The sequence below is a fragment of the Nitriliruptor alkaliphilus DSM 45188 genome (assembly GCF_000969705.1).
GTDB lineage: Bacteria > Actinomycetota > Nitriliruptoria > Nitriliruptorales > Nitriliruptoraceae > Nitriliruptor > Nitriliruptor alkaliphilus.
This window is the reverse complement of sequence record NZ_KQ033901.1, coordinates 882,326-899,075: the sequence shown is the minus strand read 5'-3', so window position 1 is coordinate 899,075 and position 16,750 is coordinate 882,326. Positions and strand designations below refer to the sequence as shown.

Here is a 16,750-nt window from a genome sequence, read left to right as displayed (position 1 = left end):
TCAGCCTCCCACCAGCTCGAGGACGACGTCCCCGAGCTCGAGACGGTCTCCGAGGGAGACGGGTTGCTCGGCTGCACGGCGGCCGTTGACCTTGGTGCCGTTGGTCGATCCGAGGTCCACGACCCACCAGGCGTCCCCGCGTCGCACCAGCGCCGCGTGCTCGCGCGAGACCGTGGTGTCGTCCAGCGTCAGACCACAGGACGGCAGGCGGCCGATGACGAAGCGCGATCCGGTGACGGGCTCGGACGTCGCGGGGACACCGGAGACGACCCGGAGCTGGACCTGTGCGCGCGGGACGGCGCCCACCACCATCGTGCGATCGATCGCGGCGCGGTCGTCCGAGCTCCGTTCGGCACCGCCCGGTGCGGACCCCGCCGCCGTGGCGGGACGCGAGCGCGCCGGCGCGTCGCCGACGGCTTCGACGCGGCCGGCGAGTTGATAGCGGCCGACGCGGACCTGCTCGGAGGCCTCGACCCGGATCTTGACCGGGCCGCGCAGGCTCCAGCCACGGTCGGCGGCGGTGTTGACCACGACCTCGCCGAGCTCGCGGGGCAGGGACGCCCCGAAGGTCGACAGCCGTTCGTGGTCCTTCTCGCTGACCTGGACGCGGTAGACGTTGGGGACCACGACGCCGTCGGCGGTCACGTGCTGGTGGTCCTCGGCGTAGCGCTGGACCGCCTTCGCCAGCTCGAGGGGCTGCAGACCGGAGCGGAACGCGCGCGCGAAGAACCCCTCGACCGCGCCTTCGAGGCGCTTCTCGAAGTCCTGGAGCACGCCCATCGCCTACGCTTCCCGCGTCGCTGCTGACGCGATACCGCGCCGTTGGTCGTCCTGGTTCCCGGACCGCACCCCGCGAAGACCAGAACGGCGGGAACGTAGCCGATTGGCCGCCTGAACCTCCCCCGTCCGAACGACGCACGGTGCCGCGCGACCGCCTCCGGCGCGACCCTCCGCCACGTGCCGCACACGCGGTGCAGCGTCCGCGCAGGCGGGCCACGGTGAGCGCTCACCGGTGGCGCGTTGTCGCTGGTCTCCGTGCGTTGCTACCTTCCGCGGCTCCACTCCTGGGCGGGTGGCGGAATTGGCAGACGCGCACGGTTCAGGTCCGTGTGTCCGTAAGGACATGGGGGTTCAAGTCCCCCTCCGCCCACTTCACCGCTTCGACCGGTCCGTGAGGCCGGACGCGGCACGTTCGACGGAACGCCCCCGACCACCGCGGGGGCGTTTCGCATGCCGGTGACAACGGATCGACAACATCCGGCTGGCGGGAGTGTTGTCACCGTCGCTGCGAGGTTCCGTGACAACGCGGTGACAACAACCCAGAGGTCTGCGCCGCGCACCTACCCGGCGGAGCGGAACCGTTCCCAGCGCTGCTCGAGCTCGTCGGGTCCCGGTCGGTCTGCGCGGCGTGCCGGGATGACTCGCAGTTTCTGATCGTGGAACCCCTGCAGGCCGTGGAGCAGCATCGGCCCATCGACCTCCGCCAGGATGTCGTGGCGGACGACGACGTGCAGATCCGGGCGGATCCCAAGGATGTGCCGGTCGAACGCCACGTGGTGAAGCTTGCACAGGACCAGCCCGTTGGTCACGACCGGAGCGCCGCCGTCGGCGTCGCCCACGATGTGCGCCGCGTCGACGAGCTCCCTGCGTCGCAGGCTGCAGATGGCGCAGCAGCTCCGGTAGGCACGCAGGACCGCCTCCCGGAAGCGGGCCTGATGCATCCGCGTCTTCACGATCTGAGCGCGGTACTGCCGAGAGACCTCGTCGGCCGCCAGGTCATCGAGGTGGCGAGCACCGAGCTCTGTGAGGTCGAGGCTGAATTCCTGCGTCGTCGGATCATCTCCGAGGACATAGACGGGGTAGAAGGGCCGGTAGAGGTTCGGGACCACGCCGAACCAGTAGACGAGCGGCAGCCGCCGGCGGTACGCGACACGGACGGCCTCGTTGTCAGCATCGGCTTCTGCCTGAGCCCGGGCGGTCGGCGTGTTCGGAGTCCGGTGGTGGTACCGGAACATGCCATCGGCGCCGAAGCGGTCGTCGTAGGGCGGCGCACTCCCGACCTTCGGTGGCGTCGTGGTGATGCCAAGCGCCGCGTCGAGCTGCCTCGGCTTGTGGATGCCGCTGGCGTGCGAGAAGGGCTTGACGATCTGCCCATCGACGACGACGGGTTCTCGAGCCACCTCGACGGGCAGAACCTCGCCGTGCAAGGCCTGCCGGCGCCGAAGCGCGTCGAAGTACGTGGTTCGGACCCGCTCCTCGAACCCCTGTGTCGCCATCCCTGCCCCCCGTCGCCCGGCAGCATCGTAGATCGCGGCCACGAGGGGGGCGAGCGACTCCACTGGGGGTACACCAGACCAGCTGATCCATTCGGCCACCTGCGGCGTCACGGCTGAGAGGTCCGCGAGGGGGGCCTTGTCCGCCCATGAGGCGACAGAGAACCTGAACCTCTTGGCGCGTTTAGTTCAATTTATAGGCTAAACTGAACCAACGGCGTAGGGTGGTTCAGGATGCGCGGGCGCTACGAGCGACGGACGTGGCAGTACGACCCGACCCTCTATGCGCCCGCTCGCTTCCGGCGGGCCTGCAACTATGACACGTTCCTGCCCGACCCCCTGGTGGGCTTCGAACCGACGATCACAACGTCGATCGTCGGGGTCGTCTCCGACGCGGAGCGTCGTCTGCAGCGACTCGGGTCCGGTTCGACGGCGGCCCTGGGGCCGCTCGCCCGGCTGCTGCTGCGGACCGAGTCGATCGCCTCGTCGAAGGTCGAGGGCCTGCAGGTCGACGCTCGTGACCTCGCCCGCGGAGAAGCACGAGCCGATACCGGTGGGAAACTCAACGCCACCACCGCCGAGGTCCTGGCCAACATCGACGCGATGGAGCTCGCGATCGACGAAGCCACGAGCGCCGATCGGTTCAGCCCCGACCAGATCGTTGCCATCCACCGGCAGCTGATGACCGCCGCACCCAACGCACGCGTCGCCGGACGTATCCGGACGGTCCAGAACTGGATCGGCGGCAACGACCACAACCCGTGCGGTGCCGAGTTCGTCCCCCCGCCCCCCGAGCACGTCGAACCGTTGCTCGCTGACCTGTGTGACGCGATGGCGGACGAGTCGCTGCCGCCGCTCCTGCAGGCGGCGCTGGTGCATGCGCAGTTCGAGACCATCCACCCATTCGACGACGGCAACGGCCGGACCGGCCGAACCCTGATCCACGTCGTGCTCCGTCGGCGCGGACTCGCCGAGGTGTTCGTCCCACCCATCAGTGTCGTGTTCGCACGTGACCGTGACCGCTACATCGATGGCCTGACTGCCTATCGGGAGGGAGACGTCGACCGCTGGATCGAGATCTTCGCAACCGCAGCCATCCAGGCAACCGACCTCGCGAGCTCCTACCTCGACGAGGTCGCGCGGCTGACCGAACGGTGGCGGAAGATGCTGCGGGCCGCCTCCGATCCGCGAGCGGACGCTGCTGCCTGGGCGATCATCGACCTGCTCCCCGCCCACCCCGTCATCACCGCGGCTATCGCTGGTGCGGTGACAGGACGCGCCAAGGCCGCCATCCACAACGCACTCGATCAGCTCGCTGACGCTGGAGTGCTCGAGGCCATCGCCGGCGGCCGGCGCAACCGCTCCTGGGAACCCGCCGGACTCCTGGATCTGATCGCGGACCTCGAAGCCGGTGAGTTGCCGACGTGAATCCCGGTACACATCGCCGTGACTTCGCGCGGGTCGGTGACCGTGACGCGCATCGGTCGTCGCGGATCTCGCTTGGCGGCCTTCGCTCCTGGTCGCGGACGGATCCCCTTCCGCCGGCGGGCAGCTCGCTCGGGATGGAGGCGCCGGCGTCCTGACCGTGTCCTCACCGTCAACACGCGAATTGTTCGCGGATTGTGCGCGGGTTCGCTCGATCCTGAGCTCCGGAGGTGGCCGTGGCCGTCTCGTCAACGCGCGGATGCGCGGGTTCGCTCGATGCTGAGCTCCGGAGGTGGCCGTGGCTGCGCCGTGAACACGCGGATGCGCGTGTTCACGCGCGGCCGTGATGCCGCGCGATCGGCCGGGCTGCTCGAGCCGCGCAGAGCGGGGATTCGCGCGGGTGGCCTCGCGCCTACCGAGGGGCGACACCATGATGTTGCACGTCCGGATGTGTCGGACGTTATGTCGCTGACCGCCCAAAGCAGACGGGATCGACGTCGTCGCCTTCCTGCTCTCCGACGAGCAGTGGGAGCCTCGGGGCCGCGGCATGCTCGCCGTGGTGGGCGTCATTCGCCGGCTGACCTGATCTAGCTCGGCGAGGATGCGGTCCTGCCGAGCACAGTGGCTGGTAACGGTCAGAGCAAGGCGGTGGCCTCCGCGACAAGCTCGGTCTGACGGTCCCAGTCACCCGCGGCGATGGAGATGACTACGCGCGTCGCTCCGGCAGCCGCCTGGGCGGCGAGGGACTCAGCGACGGCGGGTGGTCCGCCCCATACGACGATGCTGTCGATCGCCTCGGTGGGAATGCCGAATCGACCCATGGGATCGGACAAGTGGGCTCGGATGTCATCGCGGGAGGGAAGGGCCGGGTCGCCCTCAATGGCGACCATGACACTGGCTGTGATCGGGGGAAGGGCCTTTCCGGCGTCTGCGGCCCGCTCGCCGATGCGCGCTCGCGCGGCGGCGACGCCGGCGCCGCCAACAGGCAGCAGGAACCACTCGGCATCGTGCTCGATGACCCGGCGCTCGGCTGCGTTTGACATGCCCCCGATGACCAGGGGAGGTACCGGAGCACCGGGCGCTAGTTCGACTGTGGGCGCGCCGGGCTCGTCAGCCAGCACCGTAGGGGTCCCTGCGATCAACGACGGGAGGACCCTGAGAGCGGCGTCGGTGCGGGATCCCCGCTCGCTCGCTGGCACGCCGGCCGCCTCCCACGAGCGGACGTGGCGGTCGCCGCCCGCCCCAACGCCGAGCACGGCCCGCCCACCGGAGAGGTGTTGCAGGGTGGCGGCCTGCTTCGCAAGCCACACCGGTGGCCGGAGCGGGGCGATGGCCACCCCATAGGCCAAGCGCACCCGCTCGGTAGCGGCGGCCGCAGCAGCCAGGGACATCCCGCTGTCGAGGATCGCCGCGCCCTCGCCGGCGACGAGCTGGTCGACGGCCCAAACCGACTCGAAGCCCAGGTCCTCGGCCAGTCGGGCGGCGGTGGCGACGTCGCCCGGCGTGTCGCGGTCGTCGCCCGTGGTCGGCAGGAAGATGCCCAGGTCTAGTGGCGTGTTCATGGTTCTCCTTCGTATGGTCAGTTACTTCTTGATACTGAGCACATGATGCGTCACAATCGGCGGCTATGGAAGACGGCACATCGATGTTCCCTAGCCACACCGGAGGAACCTGTGTGGAGGTGACCGATGCCTGTCGGCTCCGCGACCTGCTCGATCGAATCGGCGACAAGTGGTCGCTGCTCGTGGTCGAACTGCTGGGTGAGGGGACAAGGCGCTTCACCGAGCTCAAACGCGACATCGACGGCATCAGCCAGCGCATGCTGACCCGCACCTTGCGCTACCTCGAGCGCGACGGCCTCGTTCGCCGCACCGTCCACCCCGTTGTTCCACCTCGGGTTGACTATGACCTCACGCCGATGGGGGCAAGCCTGCTTCAAGCAATCGCTCCGCTGGTCGGTTGGACACGAGCCCATCGCGACGAGATCACCGCCGCTCGCGCCGCCTACGACACCCGCGAAACCGAGGGTGGATCGACGGTCGCCTCTCCCTGACGCAACGGGTCCGTTCCGGGCGAGCGCGCGATGATTGCGACGCCCGCCCTCAAGTAGCGGTTGCAACGCCACGGCTCGCTGAACGACAAGGATGTCGTTCCCGAGTCGGTCCGCAACAACCATTCCGAGCTGTGGGACTCAGGCTCGCTGGCGGTACCGCTCGCCCTGTGCCACCTCGGGTACCGCTGCGCTGGGGGTCTCGGACGTGACGACGGCGTCCGCCGTCGCGTCGTCGCAGACCAACCAGCCGGTGCATGCTCTGGGCGCCGGCGGCATCCTCCTCCCGTCCGCAGGCGCCACGACGGTCACCCTCGACATCGGTGACGCCACCGAGGTGCAGCTACTGCTCGCTGCCGAGAACGCTGACGTCACGGCCACCATCGACAGGGCGCCGCTCGTCGACGAGGTCGTGTGGGGGCAGGATCTGCTGTCGTGGTCGGGACCGGTCTCCGGGTCAGCCGCTCAAGCCGCTATCGGCACGGTCACGGCCGCCACAGCGACCGACACCAACGGCGTCGGGATGGCCGAGCAGCTCGACGTCACCCTGCCGGCGACCGTCCCCGCGCAGGGCGGCGTCCGCTTGGTCGCCCAACTGAGCCTGAATCCACCGATGTGAGCGGTCGCGGTTGACGCGAAAGTGCCTCCGAAGCGGTCAGAATGGCGGTTCCTACGCCAACCAGTCCGCCGCAACGGAGGCACCTTCAGGATGCCAGTCTCGCAGAGCATCGACAGCACCGCAGTGAGGTTCGACGACGAGCGTGCGGTGGCCGATGCGGGCCTGCTACTGACGGGCACGACGATGACGCGGCTCGGTCTGGAGCAGGCGGCCGACGAGGCGGTCACGGTCGGTGAACCCACAGGTACGGGAGAGGTTGGCCCTGGTTGGCCCGCACATCGGCACCGAGAGCGGACACCAACAGTTGACACACGCGATTGTCGGCGTCGTGTGCATCCCGGGCCTTGCGGCGAAGGACCGCACTCCGGGATCCACGGCAGCCACTCTGGCAGCCGCTCGCGAACCGTGACTTCGATCGCTGAGGCTGGTCGTCCCGACACACATAGCGAGACCTGCGGCAGTTGGCTGCAACAGCGGCTCGGCGAGGTCAGCATCGCCGAGCCCGCGGTCGCAGGGCACGTTGAGCTCCGGTCGTTGTAGCCCAGAGGCCAGACCGATTCTGTGAGTGCTGCGTTTCGTCTCTCCGGGACTACCTGCGAGAACGGGTCCCACCTGCGAGACCTTCCGCAACGCTCGACACAGCTAGTCCGCCAGGGCCGGTTCCGCCTCCATGCTGGTCCAGCGGGTGAAGTCGTCGACATCGACGTTGCTGCCGCAGATGATCGTGGCGATGCGGCGGCCGGCGAACCTCGCCGGGTTCTCCAGCAGCGCTGCCACTCCGAGGGCGGCGGATGGTTCGACGATCAGTCCGGCGAGGTCTCGAAGGAATCGCATCCCGGTCTTGATCGAAGGCTCATCGACCAACACTGCATCGTCGGCGACCGCCAGGAGGTCGGTGAGCACCTCGGGGATCGGGTGGCGCCCGGCGACACCATCCGCGATGGTGTCGATGGTGTCGGTGGTGACGACCCGGCGGCGGTGCCATGAACGCGTCATGGCCGGTGCGCCGCTTGGCTGGACACACACAACCTCTACACCGGGCGATAGCGCCTTGAAGACGTGGCCGACCCCGGTGGCCATCGCGCCCCCACCCAGCGCGACGAGCACGACGTCGAGGTCGCGGCTGGACTCGACCAGTTCGAGCCCGATGGTCGCGGCGCCTTCGCAGGTGTCGAGGTCGAGGCTGTCTTCCACGAGCCGGATACCGCGACCTGCGGCGATCGACGAGGCCTCGGCACGAGCGTTCTCGATGTCGCCGTCGACGAGCACCAGCTCGGCGCCAAGCTCCCGGATGCGGTCGAGCTTGCCCGGGTTGGCGCTCGTGCCCGCGACGACCGTGACCGGGATCCCTCGGCGACGACCGGAGTAGGCCAGCGCCTGACCCAGGTTGCCCGCGCTCGCACACACGGCACCGGAGCCGTTGCCGGCCGCGATGCCGTCCATCACCACCTCGCTGCCCCGACCCTTGAAGGAACGGACCGGGTTCGCCGTCTCCAGCTTGACCGTCACCTCGCATCCAAGTCGGCGGCCGAGCGGCTCACAGATGTAGGCCGGAGTATCGACGAAGACCGGATCGATCACCTTCCGGGCAGCACGGATCCGGTGCAGGTCGAGGCGGGTTCCAGGCATGGCGTGAACCCTACTCATCCGCCGGAACTTCGAGCGGTTGCGCCTTCCGCGCGAGCGCGCGCAACGAACCCTCTGTGTGTCAAGGGGCGAGGTCGGTGGGTCGGGCGAGGGCAGGGCGAGGTGGTCCGGCGACAGGTGGCCGGACCCTCTGTAGGGTTGTTGGTGGATCCGGGTGTGACTGAACGTCAGCCCTCGAGGCTGCCGTGTCCCCCGGGTCCGCTCATGCCGCGGCGATCTCTTCGGTCGTCGCGGAGTCGGCGAGTAGCTGCCGGTAGATCACGTTGCACAGCTGCCGCTTGAGGGCGCGCATCGCTTCGCGGCGGGACTTGCCTTCCGCGAGACGCCGGTCGACGTAGGCACGGCCGGGGCTGGTGTGCGAGAGCTGGCTGAGAACGACCATGTGGATGGCGGCGTTGAGCCGCCGGTTGCCTCGTCGTGAGAGCCGGTGACGCGAGACGTCTCCGGACGAGGCTTCGATCGGTGCGGTGCCGGCGTAGCTCGCGAAGTGGGCCCGGCTGGGGAACCGGTCGATGTCGCCGGCATGGCCGATGATCGTGGCCGCGAGGATCGGTCCGATGCCTACGATGTCGGTCAGGGTGGTCTTGGAGGCCGTGACGGCTTCGACGATGCGACCGTCGATGTCGACCAGCTGCCGGTCGATCTTGCGCAGGTCGGCAACGAGCTCCCTCGCGAGCTGCTTGCGCTGTACCGCGACGACGCCTTCAGGGCGGATGCCCTGTAGCAGTCGGCTGGCCCTCTCGGCTGTGAGATGTAGCGGAGCGCCGCCTGGACGCAGATGCCGCAGATGGTTGTGCAACCGGCACACGATCCGGTTACGGGACGCCGACAGCTGATCGCGCCGATCGGAGAGCATCCGCAGCACCACCGTGACGTCCTCGGGCCCGACCTGGCGCAGCTGGCGTCCGTGCAGGGCAGCGATCGCGGTCGAGCGGGCATCGTGGCTGTCGGACTTGCGGGCCGACCCGCCCGAGAGCAGACGCACCCGAGCCGAGAGGGTGGCGGGCACGTCGGTGACCGGCTCACCAGCGGCGATCAGCTGTTGGGCCAGCAGCCGTCCGAGTCCGTTGGCGCCCTCGACCGCCCACCGACGGTCCGGCCACGCCGCGGCGAAGGTTTGCAGCTGATGGATCTGGTGCTTGCCGGCCGTGACGCGTAGCTCCGCTAGGACCTCTCCGGCCGCGTCGAGCGCGACGGCGGTGTGCGAGCTCTTGTGGGGATCGATCCCGATGATGACGTCCATGCTGGTCTCCTCGTTGGTGAACGTGCAGGAGCCGCTACGGACAGTCCTGATGCGAGTTCAGACATCCCTCTGTCGAGTCACGTGGCGGCGGCCTCGGCGGGCGCACCTCGTTACCAAGTCAGCCGGAGGCGACAGGGGATTACAGAGCGTTCCCGCCGAGGCCATCGACGCTACGGAAGGCCATCCGTCTCGTCGCCCACCACCGAGTCTCCATCAGGGGACTTCGCGCGCGGGCTGATCCACGGTTGCGTGCATGGAGAAGGGAGTGCCCCGCTCTCCGCCTGCCGGTCGGGCCGCATCGGCCGCCAGGGAGGAGCCGGCACGGCAGCGGTCCGTGTGGCGTAGGCCGACCTGTGACAACGGCGTGACAGCGAAGGCGGGGAAGTCGGGGACACCGGCGGGTCATCGCCGGGAACGACCCGGCGATGGCTCAGGTCCGGCCCGTGAGGAGATGGGGTTCAAGTCCCCCGCCGCCCACCATCACATGCATGGCCTGCCCCTCGCCTCACGAGGCTGCCGGCGGCCTGCAGCCGCGATCGCTGGCCCCCGCCCGACGAGCGCGGCAGGGGCTCGTTGGTGTCGCTGCCCCGTGCCGCTGGCCGTCTGCCACCGCCGACGGGTGGCCGGGGGCGCTCGGTAGGATGGGAACCGTGGAGCAGTCCCCCAGCCTCGTCGTCCGGCCCCAGGCGCTGCTGTTGACGCTCGCCGCCGAGTTCCTGCTGGACCAGCCGCGGCCGCTGTCCACCACCGGTTTCGTGGAGGCGCTCACCCGGGCGGGGGTCGGCGAGCACGCGGCGCGCTCGACCCTGACCCGGATGTGCCGGCGCGGGCTGCTCGAGCGCCACCGGGCCGACCAGAAGGTCTACCTGTCGTTGACCAGCCGGACCGAGCAGCTGCTGCGGGACGGCGAGGAGCGGGTCTGGCGGCAGGGTGCGGTGAACCGTGCCTGGAGCGGCGAGTGGACGGTGCTCAGCTTCTCGCTCCCCGAGTCCCGGCGCGCCGAGCGCCACCAGCTGCGCAAGCGGCTGACGTGGGAGGGCTTCGGTCTGCTCCACAACGGCCTGTGGATCACCCCGTCGAACGCGGACGTGCCGCGACTGCTGTCCGGGTTGGCGCTGGACGACGAGGTCGAGGCGTTCCAGGCCACGCCGGTGGCGCCCAGCCACGTGCAGGCGCTCGTCGAGGACGCGTGGGACCTCGAGGCCCTCGCCGCCGGTTACGCGGCCTTCCTGACCCGATGGGGTGGCGCGGAGCCGCCTCCGGAGATCGACGACGACCTGGCCCGGTTCCTGCTGTTGCTCACCGAGTGGCTCCTGCTGGTGCGGATCGACCCGCACCTGCCGGTGCAGCTGCTGCCTCCGGACTGGCCGGCCGTGCCGGCCGAACAGTTGGTGAACCAGCTGCGGGCCGCCTACGAGCCGGCGGCCAGGGCGAGCTTCGCGGCGTTCGCGGACCTGCGACCCGCCCCAGCCGCGGGCTGAGCGCAGCGGTCGCGTCAGTGACCGCTGGCACCGAGGAGGTAGGCCGCCTTGACGATGTCGGGGTTGTCGCGGAGCTCTCCGGCGGTGCCCGAGTACTGGATGCGGCCGCCCTCGATCACGTACGCCCGGTTGGCGAGCGCCAACGCGACGTGGGCGAACTGCTCGATGAGGAGCACACCTGTGCCGTCTGCAGCCATCATCTCGATCACCGGCATGAGCCGTTTGACGACGACCGGTGCCAGCCCGAGCGAGAGCTCGTCGATCACCACCACCTTCGGGCGGGCCGCCAGCGCCTGGGCCAGGACCACCATCTGCTGTTGGCCGCCCGACAGGGCCCGCGCCCGGGCGTTCGACCGGTCCCGCAGCTCCGGGAAGACCTCCAGTGCGCGCTCGATGCCAGTGCGCCCTTCGTCGGCGTCGAGGTTGTAGGTCGCCACCTCGAGGTTGTCGCGGACGGTCAGGTTGGGCAGCAACCGCCGGCCTTCGGGCACCACCGCGACCCCGGCGCCGCGCACCCGGTCGGGCCGTTGACCCTGCAGCTCCACCTCGCCCATGCGGATCGAACCCTCGGTGGCCGGAAGGACCCCGCCGACCGCCAGCACGAGGGTTGACTTGCCCGCCCCGTTCGGCCCCAGCAGGGTGGTGATCTCGCCGGCGGGAACCTCGAGCGACACGCCGTGCAGGACCGGGCGACCACCCCGTGCCACGTGGAGGTCGCGGACATGCAGGTCGGCATCGGTCACGACGCCACCTCCTCGATCTGCTCATCGCCGAGGTAGGCGGCCATCACCCGCGGGTCGTCGAGCACCTCACGGGTCGGCCCGGTGGCGATCACGTGCCCGAAGTCGAGCACCGCCAGCCGGTCGCACACGTCTGCGACGAGCTCCATGTCGTGATCGACCAGGACGGTCAGGGCGCCCGTGAGCTCGGGGATCTGTCGGATGATGCGTCCCAGATCGGCGGTCTCCTCGTCGGGCAGCCCGGCAGCCGGCTCGTCGAGCAGGATGATCCGGGGTGACCCGACCACCGCTCTGCCGACCTCGACGAGCCTGCGTTCGGCAGCCCCCAACCCGCCGACCGCGGTGTCTGCGCGGTCGGCGAGACCGACGAAGTCGAGCGCTTCCATCACGACGCTGCGCCGCCCCGACGCCGGCGCACCGGAATGCTCGAGCATCGTGAGGACGTTCTCGAACACGGTCAGCTCGGCCACCGCCTGCTCGGTCTGGAACGTGCGACGCAGCCCCCACCGGACGCGCCGGAAGTGGGGCATGGCGAGGAGGTCGTCGCCATACGCCGACACGGTGCCGGCGGCAGGCCTCACGAAGCCCGACAGGACGTTGAAGAAGGTCGTCTTCCCGGCACCGTTGGGACCGACCAGGCCGTTGACACCGGCGCCCATCGACACGGTCATGTCGGCGATCGGCACCACGCCGCCGAACCGGACGGTGAGGGATGCGACCGTGATCATCGTTGCGCTCCTACGTCGGCGGTCCGCCCGATCCTCGCCGCGATCGACCGCCCGAGGTTCGTCAGGTCCTCGACCACTCCCTTCGGCTGCGCCATGAGCGTGAACAGCACCCCCAAGCCGAACAGGATGGTGAGCAGCTCGATCGGCAGGCCGAGCGTCTTGTCGAGGATCTGCGGGAGCACCCGCAGCAGGAAGGCAGCGACCAGCGCACCCCACAGGTTGTAGACCCCACCCAGCAGCACGACCGCCAGCAGCAGGATCGATCCCTCGACGGGGAACTGGTTGGTGGTGACCCCGGTGCCGGCAGCGATGAGGCCACCGGCGACACCCGCGATCGACGCCGAGAGCGCGAAGGCCCACAGCTTGTACAGCGTGGTGTTCACCCCGGCCGCCACCGCGGTGACCTCGGCCTGGCGCATCGACGCCCAGGCCCGGCCCGGCTTGCCCTTGATGTGCCACGCGGCGATGAGGAACACGATGGCGACGACCACGACGGTGTACCGGTAGTAGGCGACGTCGCTCTGAGCGATGCCCGGGCGGGGCAGGGCGTTGAACCCCGAGGGGGTCCGAGGGTCGTACCCCCAGAAGCCACCGCCCCCGTTGGGGAACTTGACCGAGACGAGCAGGAGCGTGATCGTGCCGGCCGCCATCAGCGTCACCAGCGCCAGGTACAACCCGCTGAGGCGGAGCGCGGGCAGGCCGATGACGATGCCGAGCACCCCGGTGAGGAGACCGGCCGCCACCAGGAGGATCGGCAGCGGCAGCGACCCGTCGAACAACCCCTCGAACAGGAAGTGGAGGCGCAGCGATATCCACGCACCTGCGGCGACGAGCGGGATCTGGCAGAGCGAGTAGATGCCCACCCGTCCGACCAGGAGACCCAGCCCGAGCGTCACCAGCGAGTACGCCGCCAACTCGAACATGATCTTGATCCAGAAGGCACCGAGGATCATCGGCGCGACGAGGAGCGCCACGATCAGCGTCGCCGCGAAGGTGGCGATCCTCGGGCGGGTGGCCGCCGTGACGAGCGAAGGCAGGCGGGTGTCGACGCGCGTCGTCATCAGGCCACCCTGCCTTCGGTCTGCCGGCGCCAGCCGAAGTACACCAGGACCACGATGGCGGCGAGGAAGGGCGTGCTGGTCCGGTACTGGGCCAGCGCTCCGATCCCACCGAGCAACGATTGGACGACGCCGATCACGAACGCGGCGCCCACCGTCGCCGCCAGCGACTCGACCCTGCCGATCAGCGCCGCAGCGAGCGCCGCCACCGGGAGGGTGAACGTGAGCGCGGCGATCTCCATCGACACGAGGTTCGCGAGCAGGAGCCCGGAGATCCCGAAGAGGAGGCCCGAACCAGCCCAGGCGAACGCCTCGACCTTGCGGACCGGGATGCCGAGCAGGGCGGCGTTGTCGCGGTGGTCGGCGAGGGCCCGCATGGCGGTGCCGACCTTGGTCCGGTCGAGGAACGTCACCGTGGCGATGGCGATGCCGATCGGGAAGACCACGCCGATCGCCTGGGTCAGGTTGATGCGTACCCACCCGCTGACGTACTGCCAGCCCGACGTGGGGAGGGCGAGCGTGCGGACCTCGGCGGTCCAGTACCACTGCATGAGGCCGAGGAGGACCAGGGCGAGACCGAGCGAGGCAGCGGCCTTCACCAACGGGTCGCGGTCGGCCAGGGGCGGGCCGAAGAACCACCCGTAGAGGAAGGTGATCGCTCCGGCCAGCACGATCGCCGCCGAGAACGCCAGGTACTGGTTCCAACCGTGCTGGTTGATCAGCTCCCAGGCGACGAGCGACCCGACCGCGCCGACCGCGCCGTAGAACAGGTTCAGGACTCCCGTCGTGCGGTACAGCAGCACGAGGCCGACGCCGCTCATGGCGTAGACCCCGCCCAACGCGAGACCGATGATCAGGAACGGCTTGAGGTCGGGCATGGTGCTCCCGCAGGGTCGTCGAGGGACGGTCGGTCGACGTCGGATCGCGTGGGTCGGCCGGCTCGTGCCGGCCGACCCACGTCCGATCGATCAGCCCGCCGCGGCTCGGATCTGGGCGAGCGGGTTCTCGTCGGTCGCCTGGATGTCGAAGCAGCCCTCGAACTCGACCATGGCGCCGTCCATCGGCACCACGGTGCGGTCGGTGTTGTTCGACACGTTCCCGGTCCCGAGGTCGTTGCTGAAGTACCACGGCTCGCAGAGCATGTCGCTCTCGGCGTCCGTCAGGGCTCCGATCGCCTGGTTGACCGTCTCGACGGTGTACTCGGCGTCGGGGCCCATCCGCAGCAGCGCTTCGGTCGTGAACTTGGCCACCAGGTAGCCCATCTGGGCGAACGACGAGACCGGGAAGTCCGGGGCGGCAGCGGCGTGGATCTCCAGCATCTTGTCGTTGTCCGGCAGGCCGGAGTCGAGGACGTTGAACTCGGCGTTGATCAGGAACTTGCCGTTCCAATCGGTGCCGCAGCAGTCCAGGAGGGCCTGGGACACCGATGGGTCGTTCGGTGGCGTCGAGTTCGCCCAGATCACCGCGTCGATCAGGCCTTGATCACGGATCGCCTGCAGCAGCGGGACGACCGTCGGTCCGGTGAAGTTCATGATCACGCCGCCGCCGTCACCCGCCGCGTCCACGAGGCGTTGGGCGAACGCCGCGGGGTCGGCGATCGGCACCGGCTCCAGGATGCTCTCGAACTCCAAGCCCGCGAGCACGGCGAAGGACTCCACGGCCGTGTTGTTGAAGTCCATGCCCGGCTGATCGGGGGACACGGCGATCAGCCGGTCCACCGCACCGGCACGGACCGCCGCCTGGGTGGCGCCGAGCAACGAGTAGTACGGGCCCATGTTGACCGCCGACCACGTGTCGTCGAGGAAGCACCCCGGCGCGACACCGGCGATGATCGGCCGGTAGCCGTGGCTCGCGTAGTACTCGGTGTTCACGTCGCACTCGAGCAACGAGGTGTTGCCGACGATCGCGAGCACCTCGTCCTGCTCGACGAGCTTCGTGGCGATCGACTGCCAGACGGCCGGATCGGGTGCGCCCTCCTCGAAGGAGTACTCGATCGGCCGGCCGTGGATCCCCCCGTTGGCGTTCACACAGTCGAAGTAGATGGCGGCCATCTTCGGGACCCAGGTGAAGTCGACCCCCGGGATGTTGGTGGCCGCCCCACCGAGCCTGATCGGCTCCCCGGCAGCCTCCTCACCGTTGCCGAGTCCGCACGCACCCGGCTGCACGATCATCGGACCGGAACCGGCCGCTACCGCCTGTCCCTCAGCTGCCTCCGGCTGGTCCGGATCCTCCTGCGTCTGGTCGGGTGTCGGATCCTCGCCCGACGACCCACCGTCATCACCGTCGCCGCACGCGGTCAACACGAGCGATGCGGCCACGAGCGCCGCACCGAGACGTTGAAGTTGCATCCCTTGCTCCCTCTCCCTTGGTGCCTGGTCAGTTCGTGAAGGTGATGACAGGCTTGATGGTCCGGCCCTCGTGCATGTCCGCTGCGGCCGCGTTCAGCTCCGCGAGCGGGTAGTGCTTGACGAACCGTTCGAGCGGCAGTTCGCCCTGCTGGTAGAGGGCGACGAGTTGCGGCAGCAGCGTCTCCGGGTCGCCGTCGCCGAGCGTCACCCCGACCACCTGCTTGCCCGGCAGCAGCCCCTGGACGTCGAGCGATACCTCGGTCCCGGCTGGAGGCGCCCCGACGACCGCACAGCGGCCACCCACGCCGAGCGCGTCGACCGCCGTTCGCACGAGCGCAGGCACGGCGGTGGTGTCGACGGCGTGATCCAGCCCCCGGCCTCCGGTGAGCTCGGCCAGCACCTCGGCAGCGTTGTCGCGCCGGGTGTCCACCGTGTGCGTGGCACCGAGTTCGCGCGCGAGTTGCAGCCGCTCCGGCACCCGGTCCACGGCGACGATCATGGCCAGCGGCAACTGCCGGGCGGCGAGGAGGGCGGAGAGGCCGACCGCACCGGTGCCGAAGATGGCCAGGGTGGCTCCGGGTCGGGGCGCGAGGACGTTCCAGACCGTGCCGAAGCCGGTCTGGGCCCCGCACACGAGCGCGGCGAGCAGCTCCAGTGGCGCGTCGGCGTCCACCTTGACGACCGCACGCTCGTCGGCCAGTGCGTGCGCCGAGAACGAGGACTGGCCGAAGAAGCGGCCGCCGATCGGTGTCCCGTCACGGTGGACGGTGCGGCTGCCGTCGGCCCGGACGCCCATCAGCAGGTTGTCCGGGACCCACGTCACGCAGTACGCCGGGTGGCCGCCGCGGCAGTTACCGCAGCGCCCACACGAGATGTAGGAGAGCAGCACGTGATCGCCCGGCTCGACGCGGGTCACGCCTTCGCCGACCTCCCGGACCACGCCGGCCCCCTCGTGGCCGAGGATGCCGGGCAGCGGGAACGGGATCCCGCCGAGCTGGGCACCGAGGTCGGTGTGACACAGCCCAGCGGCGACCATCTCGACAAGCACCTCACCGGGGCGAGGCCCGTCCAAGGTGACGTCCTGGACCTGGAAGGGGGCGCCGGGTGCTTCGACCACGGCTGCGCGGGTGGTGAGCAT

General features: G+C 69.7%; 15 protein-coding genes and 1 tRNA gene. 5 read left to right on the top strand and 11 right to left on the bottom strand.

All coding sequences use genetic code 11. The features are described 5' to 3' along the window. The gene (locus tag NITAL_RS04175; protein WP_052664910.1) at positions 1–780 is read right to left on the bottom strand and encodes an FHA domain-containing protein; all 780 of its coding nucleotides are present in this window, start codon (positions 778–780) and stop codon (positions 1–3) included. 286 nt (positions 781–1,066) lie between these two features. Here NITAL_RS04175 and NITAL_RS04170 point away from each other — a divergent pair. Further along, positions 1,067–1,150 (top strand) — tRNA-Leu (locus NITAL_RS04170). 190 nt (positions 1,151–1,340) lie between these two features. On the opposite strand, the gene NITAL_RS04165 is transcribed toward NITAL_RS04170, so the two are convergent. Beyond that, positions 1,341–2,276 carry an HNH endonuclease gene (locus NITAL_RS04165; RefSeq protein WP_157041605.1) on the bottom strand — a complete coding sequence of 312 codons (936 nt, stop codon included), beginning with the start codon at positions 2,274–2,276 and terminating at the stop codon, positions 1,341–1,343. A 231-nt stretch (positions 2,277–2,507) separates the two neighbouring features. On the opposite strand from NITAL_RS04165, the gene NITAL_RS04160 reads away from it, so the two are divergent. Then, positions 2,508–3,701 carry a Fic family protein gene (locus NITAL_RS04160; RefSeq protein ID WP_052664908.1) on the top strand — a complete coding sequence of 398 codons (1,194 nt, stop codon included), beginning with the start codon at positions 2,508–2,510 and terminating at the stop codon, positions 3,699–3,701. Between the two features lie 632 nt (positions 3,702–4,333). On the opposite strand, the gene NITAL_RS04155 is transcribed toward NITAL_RS04160, so the two are convergent. Further along, positions 4,334–5,260: an LLM class flavin-dependent oxidoreductase gene (locus NITAL_RS04155; RefSeq protein ID WP_052664907.1), complete on the bottom strand. Its 927-nt coding sequence runs from the start codon at positions 5,258–5,260 to the stop codon at positions 4,334–4,336. 65 nt (positions 5,261–5,325) lie between these two features. On the opposite strand from NITAL_RS04155, the gene NITAL_RS04150 reads away from it, so the two are divergent. Together NITAL_RS04150 and NITAL_RS04145 are read left to right on the top strand one after the other, a co-directional pair. Beyond that, a complete protein-coding gene (locus NITAL_RS04150; RefSeq protein ID WP_052664906.1) occupies positions 5,326–5,751 on the top strand; it encodes a winged helix-turn-helix transcriptional regulator in 426 nt (141 codons plus the stop codon). Positions 5,752–5,956: 205 nt separating this feature from the next. After that, positions 5,957–6,367, top strand: a complete 411-nt coding sequence (locus NITAL_RS04145; protein ID WP_052664905.1) for a hypothetical protein — start codon at positions 5,957–5,959, stop codon at positions 6,365–6,367. Between the two features lie 642 nt (positions 6,368–7,009). On the opposite strand, the gene NITAL_RS04140 is transcribed toward NITAL_RS04145, so the two are convergent. Continuing rightward, positions 7,010–7,996: a threonine ammonia-lyase gene (locus NITAL_RS04140; RefSeq protein WP_052664904.1), complete on the bottom strand. Its 987-nt coding sequence runs from the start codon at positions 7,994–7,996 to the stop codon at positions 7,010–7,012. Between the two features lie 220 nt (positions 7,997–8,216). After that, a complete protein-coding gene (locus tag NITAL_RS04135; RefSeq protein WP_052664145.1) occupies positions 8,217–9,257 on the bottom strand; it encodes an IS110 family RNA-guided transposase in 1,041 nt (346 codons plus the stop codon). A 650-nt stretch (positions 9,258–9,907) separates the two neighbouring features. On the opposite strand from NITAL_RS04135, the gene NITAL_RS04130 reads away from it, so the two are divergent. Further along, on the top strand, positions 9,908–10,738 hold the full coding sequence (locus NITAL_RS04130; RefSeq protein WP_211262191.1) for a PaaX family transcriptional regulator: 831 nt from the start codon (positions 9,908–9,910) through the stop codon (positions 10,736–10,738). Positions 10,739–10,752: 14 nt separating this feature from the next. Here NITAL_RS04130 and NITAL_RS04125 read toward each other — a convergent pair whose 3' ends face one another. From NITAL_RS04125 to NITAL_RS04100, 6 genes are all read right to left on the bottom strand, one after another. Beyond that, a complete protein-coding gene (locus tag NITAL_RS04125) occupies positions 10,753–11,481 on the bottom strand; it encodes an ABC transporter ATP-binding protein (protein ID WP_083441208.1) in 729 nt (242 codons plus the stop codon). Then, the gene (locus NITAL_RS04120; protein ID WP_052664902.1) at positions 11,478–12,206 is read right to left on the bottom strand and encodes an ABC transporter ATP-binding protein; all 729 of its coding nucleotides are present in this window, start codon (positions 12,204–12,206) and stop codon (positions 11,478–11,480) included. The genes NITAL_RS04125 and NITAL_RS04120 overlap by 4 nt, the downstream gene beginning before the upstream one ends. Continuing rightward, entirely contained in the window at positions 12,203–13,267 is a 1,065-nt protein-coding gene (locus tag NITAL_RS04115) for a branched-chain amino acid ABC transporter permease (protein WP_052664901.1), read from the bottom strand. The genes NITAL_RS04120 and NITAL_RS04115 overlap by 4 nt, the downstream gene beginning before the upstream one ends. Continuing rightward, on the bottom strand, positions 13,267–14,142 hold the full coding sequence (locus NITAL_RS04110) for a branched-chain amino acid ABC transporter permease (protein ID WP_052664900.1): 876 nt from the start codon (positions 14,140–14,142) through the stop codon (positions 13,267–13,269). Before NITAL_RS04110 ends, NITAL_RS04115 begins: the two co-directional genes overlap by 1 nt. 90 nt (positions 14,143–14,232) lie before the next feature. After that, positions 14,233–15,612 carry an ABC transporter substrate-binding protein gene (locus NITAL_RS04105; RefSeq protein WP_052664899.1) on the bottom strand — a complete coding sequence of 460 codons (1,380 nt, stop codon included), beginning with the start codon at positions 15,610–15,612 and terminating at the stop codon, positions 14,233–14,235. A gap of 28 nt (positions 15,613–15,640) precedes the next feature. After that, positions 15,641–16,750, bottom strand: coding sequence for an NAD(P)-dependent alcohol dehydrogenase (locus tag NITAL_RS04100; protein ID WP_052664898.1), 1,110 nt, complete (start codon positions 16,748–16,750; stop codon positions 15,641–15,643).

What these genes read in the sequence shown, in the direction of transcription:
- NITAL_RS04155 (WP_052664907.1), bottom strand. Translation starts at nt 5,260, where the DNA reads ATGAACACGCCACTAGACCTGGGCATCTTCCTGCCGACCACGGGCGAC.
- NITAL_RS04150 (WP_052664906.1), top strand. Translation starts at nt 5,326, where the DNA reads ATGGAAGACGGCACATCGATGTTCCCTAGCCACACCGGAGGAACCTGT.
- NITAL_RS04120 (WP_052664902.1), bottom strand. Translation starts at nt 12,206, where the DNA reads ATGATCACGGTCGCATCCCTCACCGTCCGGTTCGGCGGCGTGGTGCCG.
- NITAL_RS04165 (WP_157041605.1), bottom strand. Translation starts at nt 2,276, where the DNA reads ATGGCGACACAGGGGTTCGAGGAGCGGGTCCGAACCACGTACTTCGAC.
- NITAL_RS04135 (WP_052664145.1), bottom strand. Translation starts at nt 9,257, where the DNA reads ATGGACGTCATCATCGGGATCGATCCCCACAAGAGCTCGCACACCGCC.
- NITAL_RS04105 (WP_052664899.1), bottom strand. Translation starts at nt 15,612, where the DNA reads ATGCAACTTCAACGTCTCGGTGCGGCGCTCGTGGCCGCATCGCTCGTG.
- NITAL_RS04100 (WP_052664898.1), bottom strand. Translation starts at nt 16,750, where the DNA reads ATGCTCACCACCCGCGCAGCCGTGGTCGAAGCACCCGGCGCCCCCTTC.
- NITAL_RS04175 (WP_052664910.1), bottom strand. Translation starts at nt 780, where the DNA reads ATGGGCGTGCTCCAGGACTTCGAGAAGCGCCTCGAAGGCGCGGTCGAG.
- NITAL_RS04140 (WP_052664904.1), bottom strand. Translation starts at nt 7,996, where the DNA reads ATGCCTGGAACCCGCCTCGACCTGCACCGGATCCGTGCTGCCCGGAAG.
- NITAL_RS04110 (WP_052664900.1), bottom strand. Translation starts at nt 14,142, where the DNA reads ATGCCCGACCTCAAGCCGTTCCTGATCATCGGTCTCGCGTTGGGCGGG.
- NITAL_RS04160 (WP_052664908.1), top strand. Translation starts at nt 2,508, where the DNA reads ATGCGCGGGCGCTACGAGCGACGGACGTGGCAGTACGACCCGACCCTC.
- NITAL_RS04115 (WP_052664901.1), bottom strand. Translation starts at nt 13,267, where the DNA reads ATGACGACGCGCGTCGACACCCGCCTGCCTTCGCTCGTCACGGCGGCC.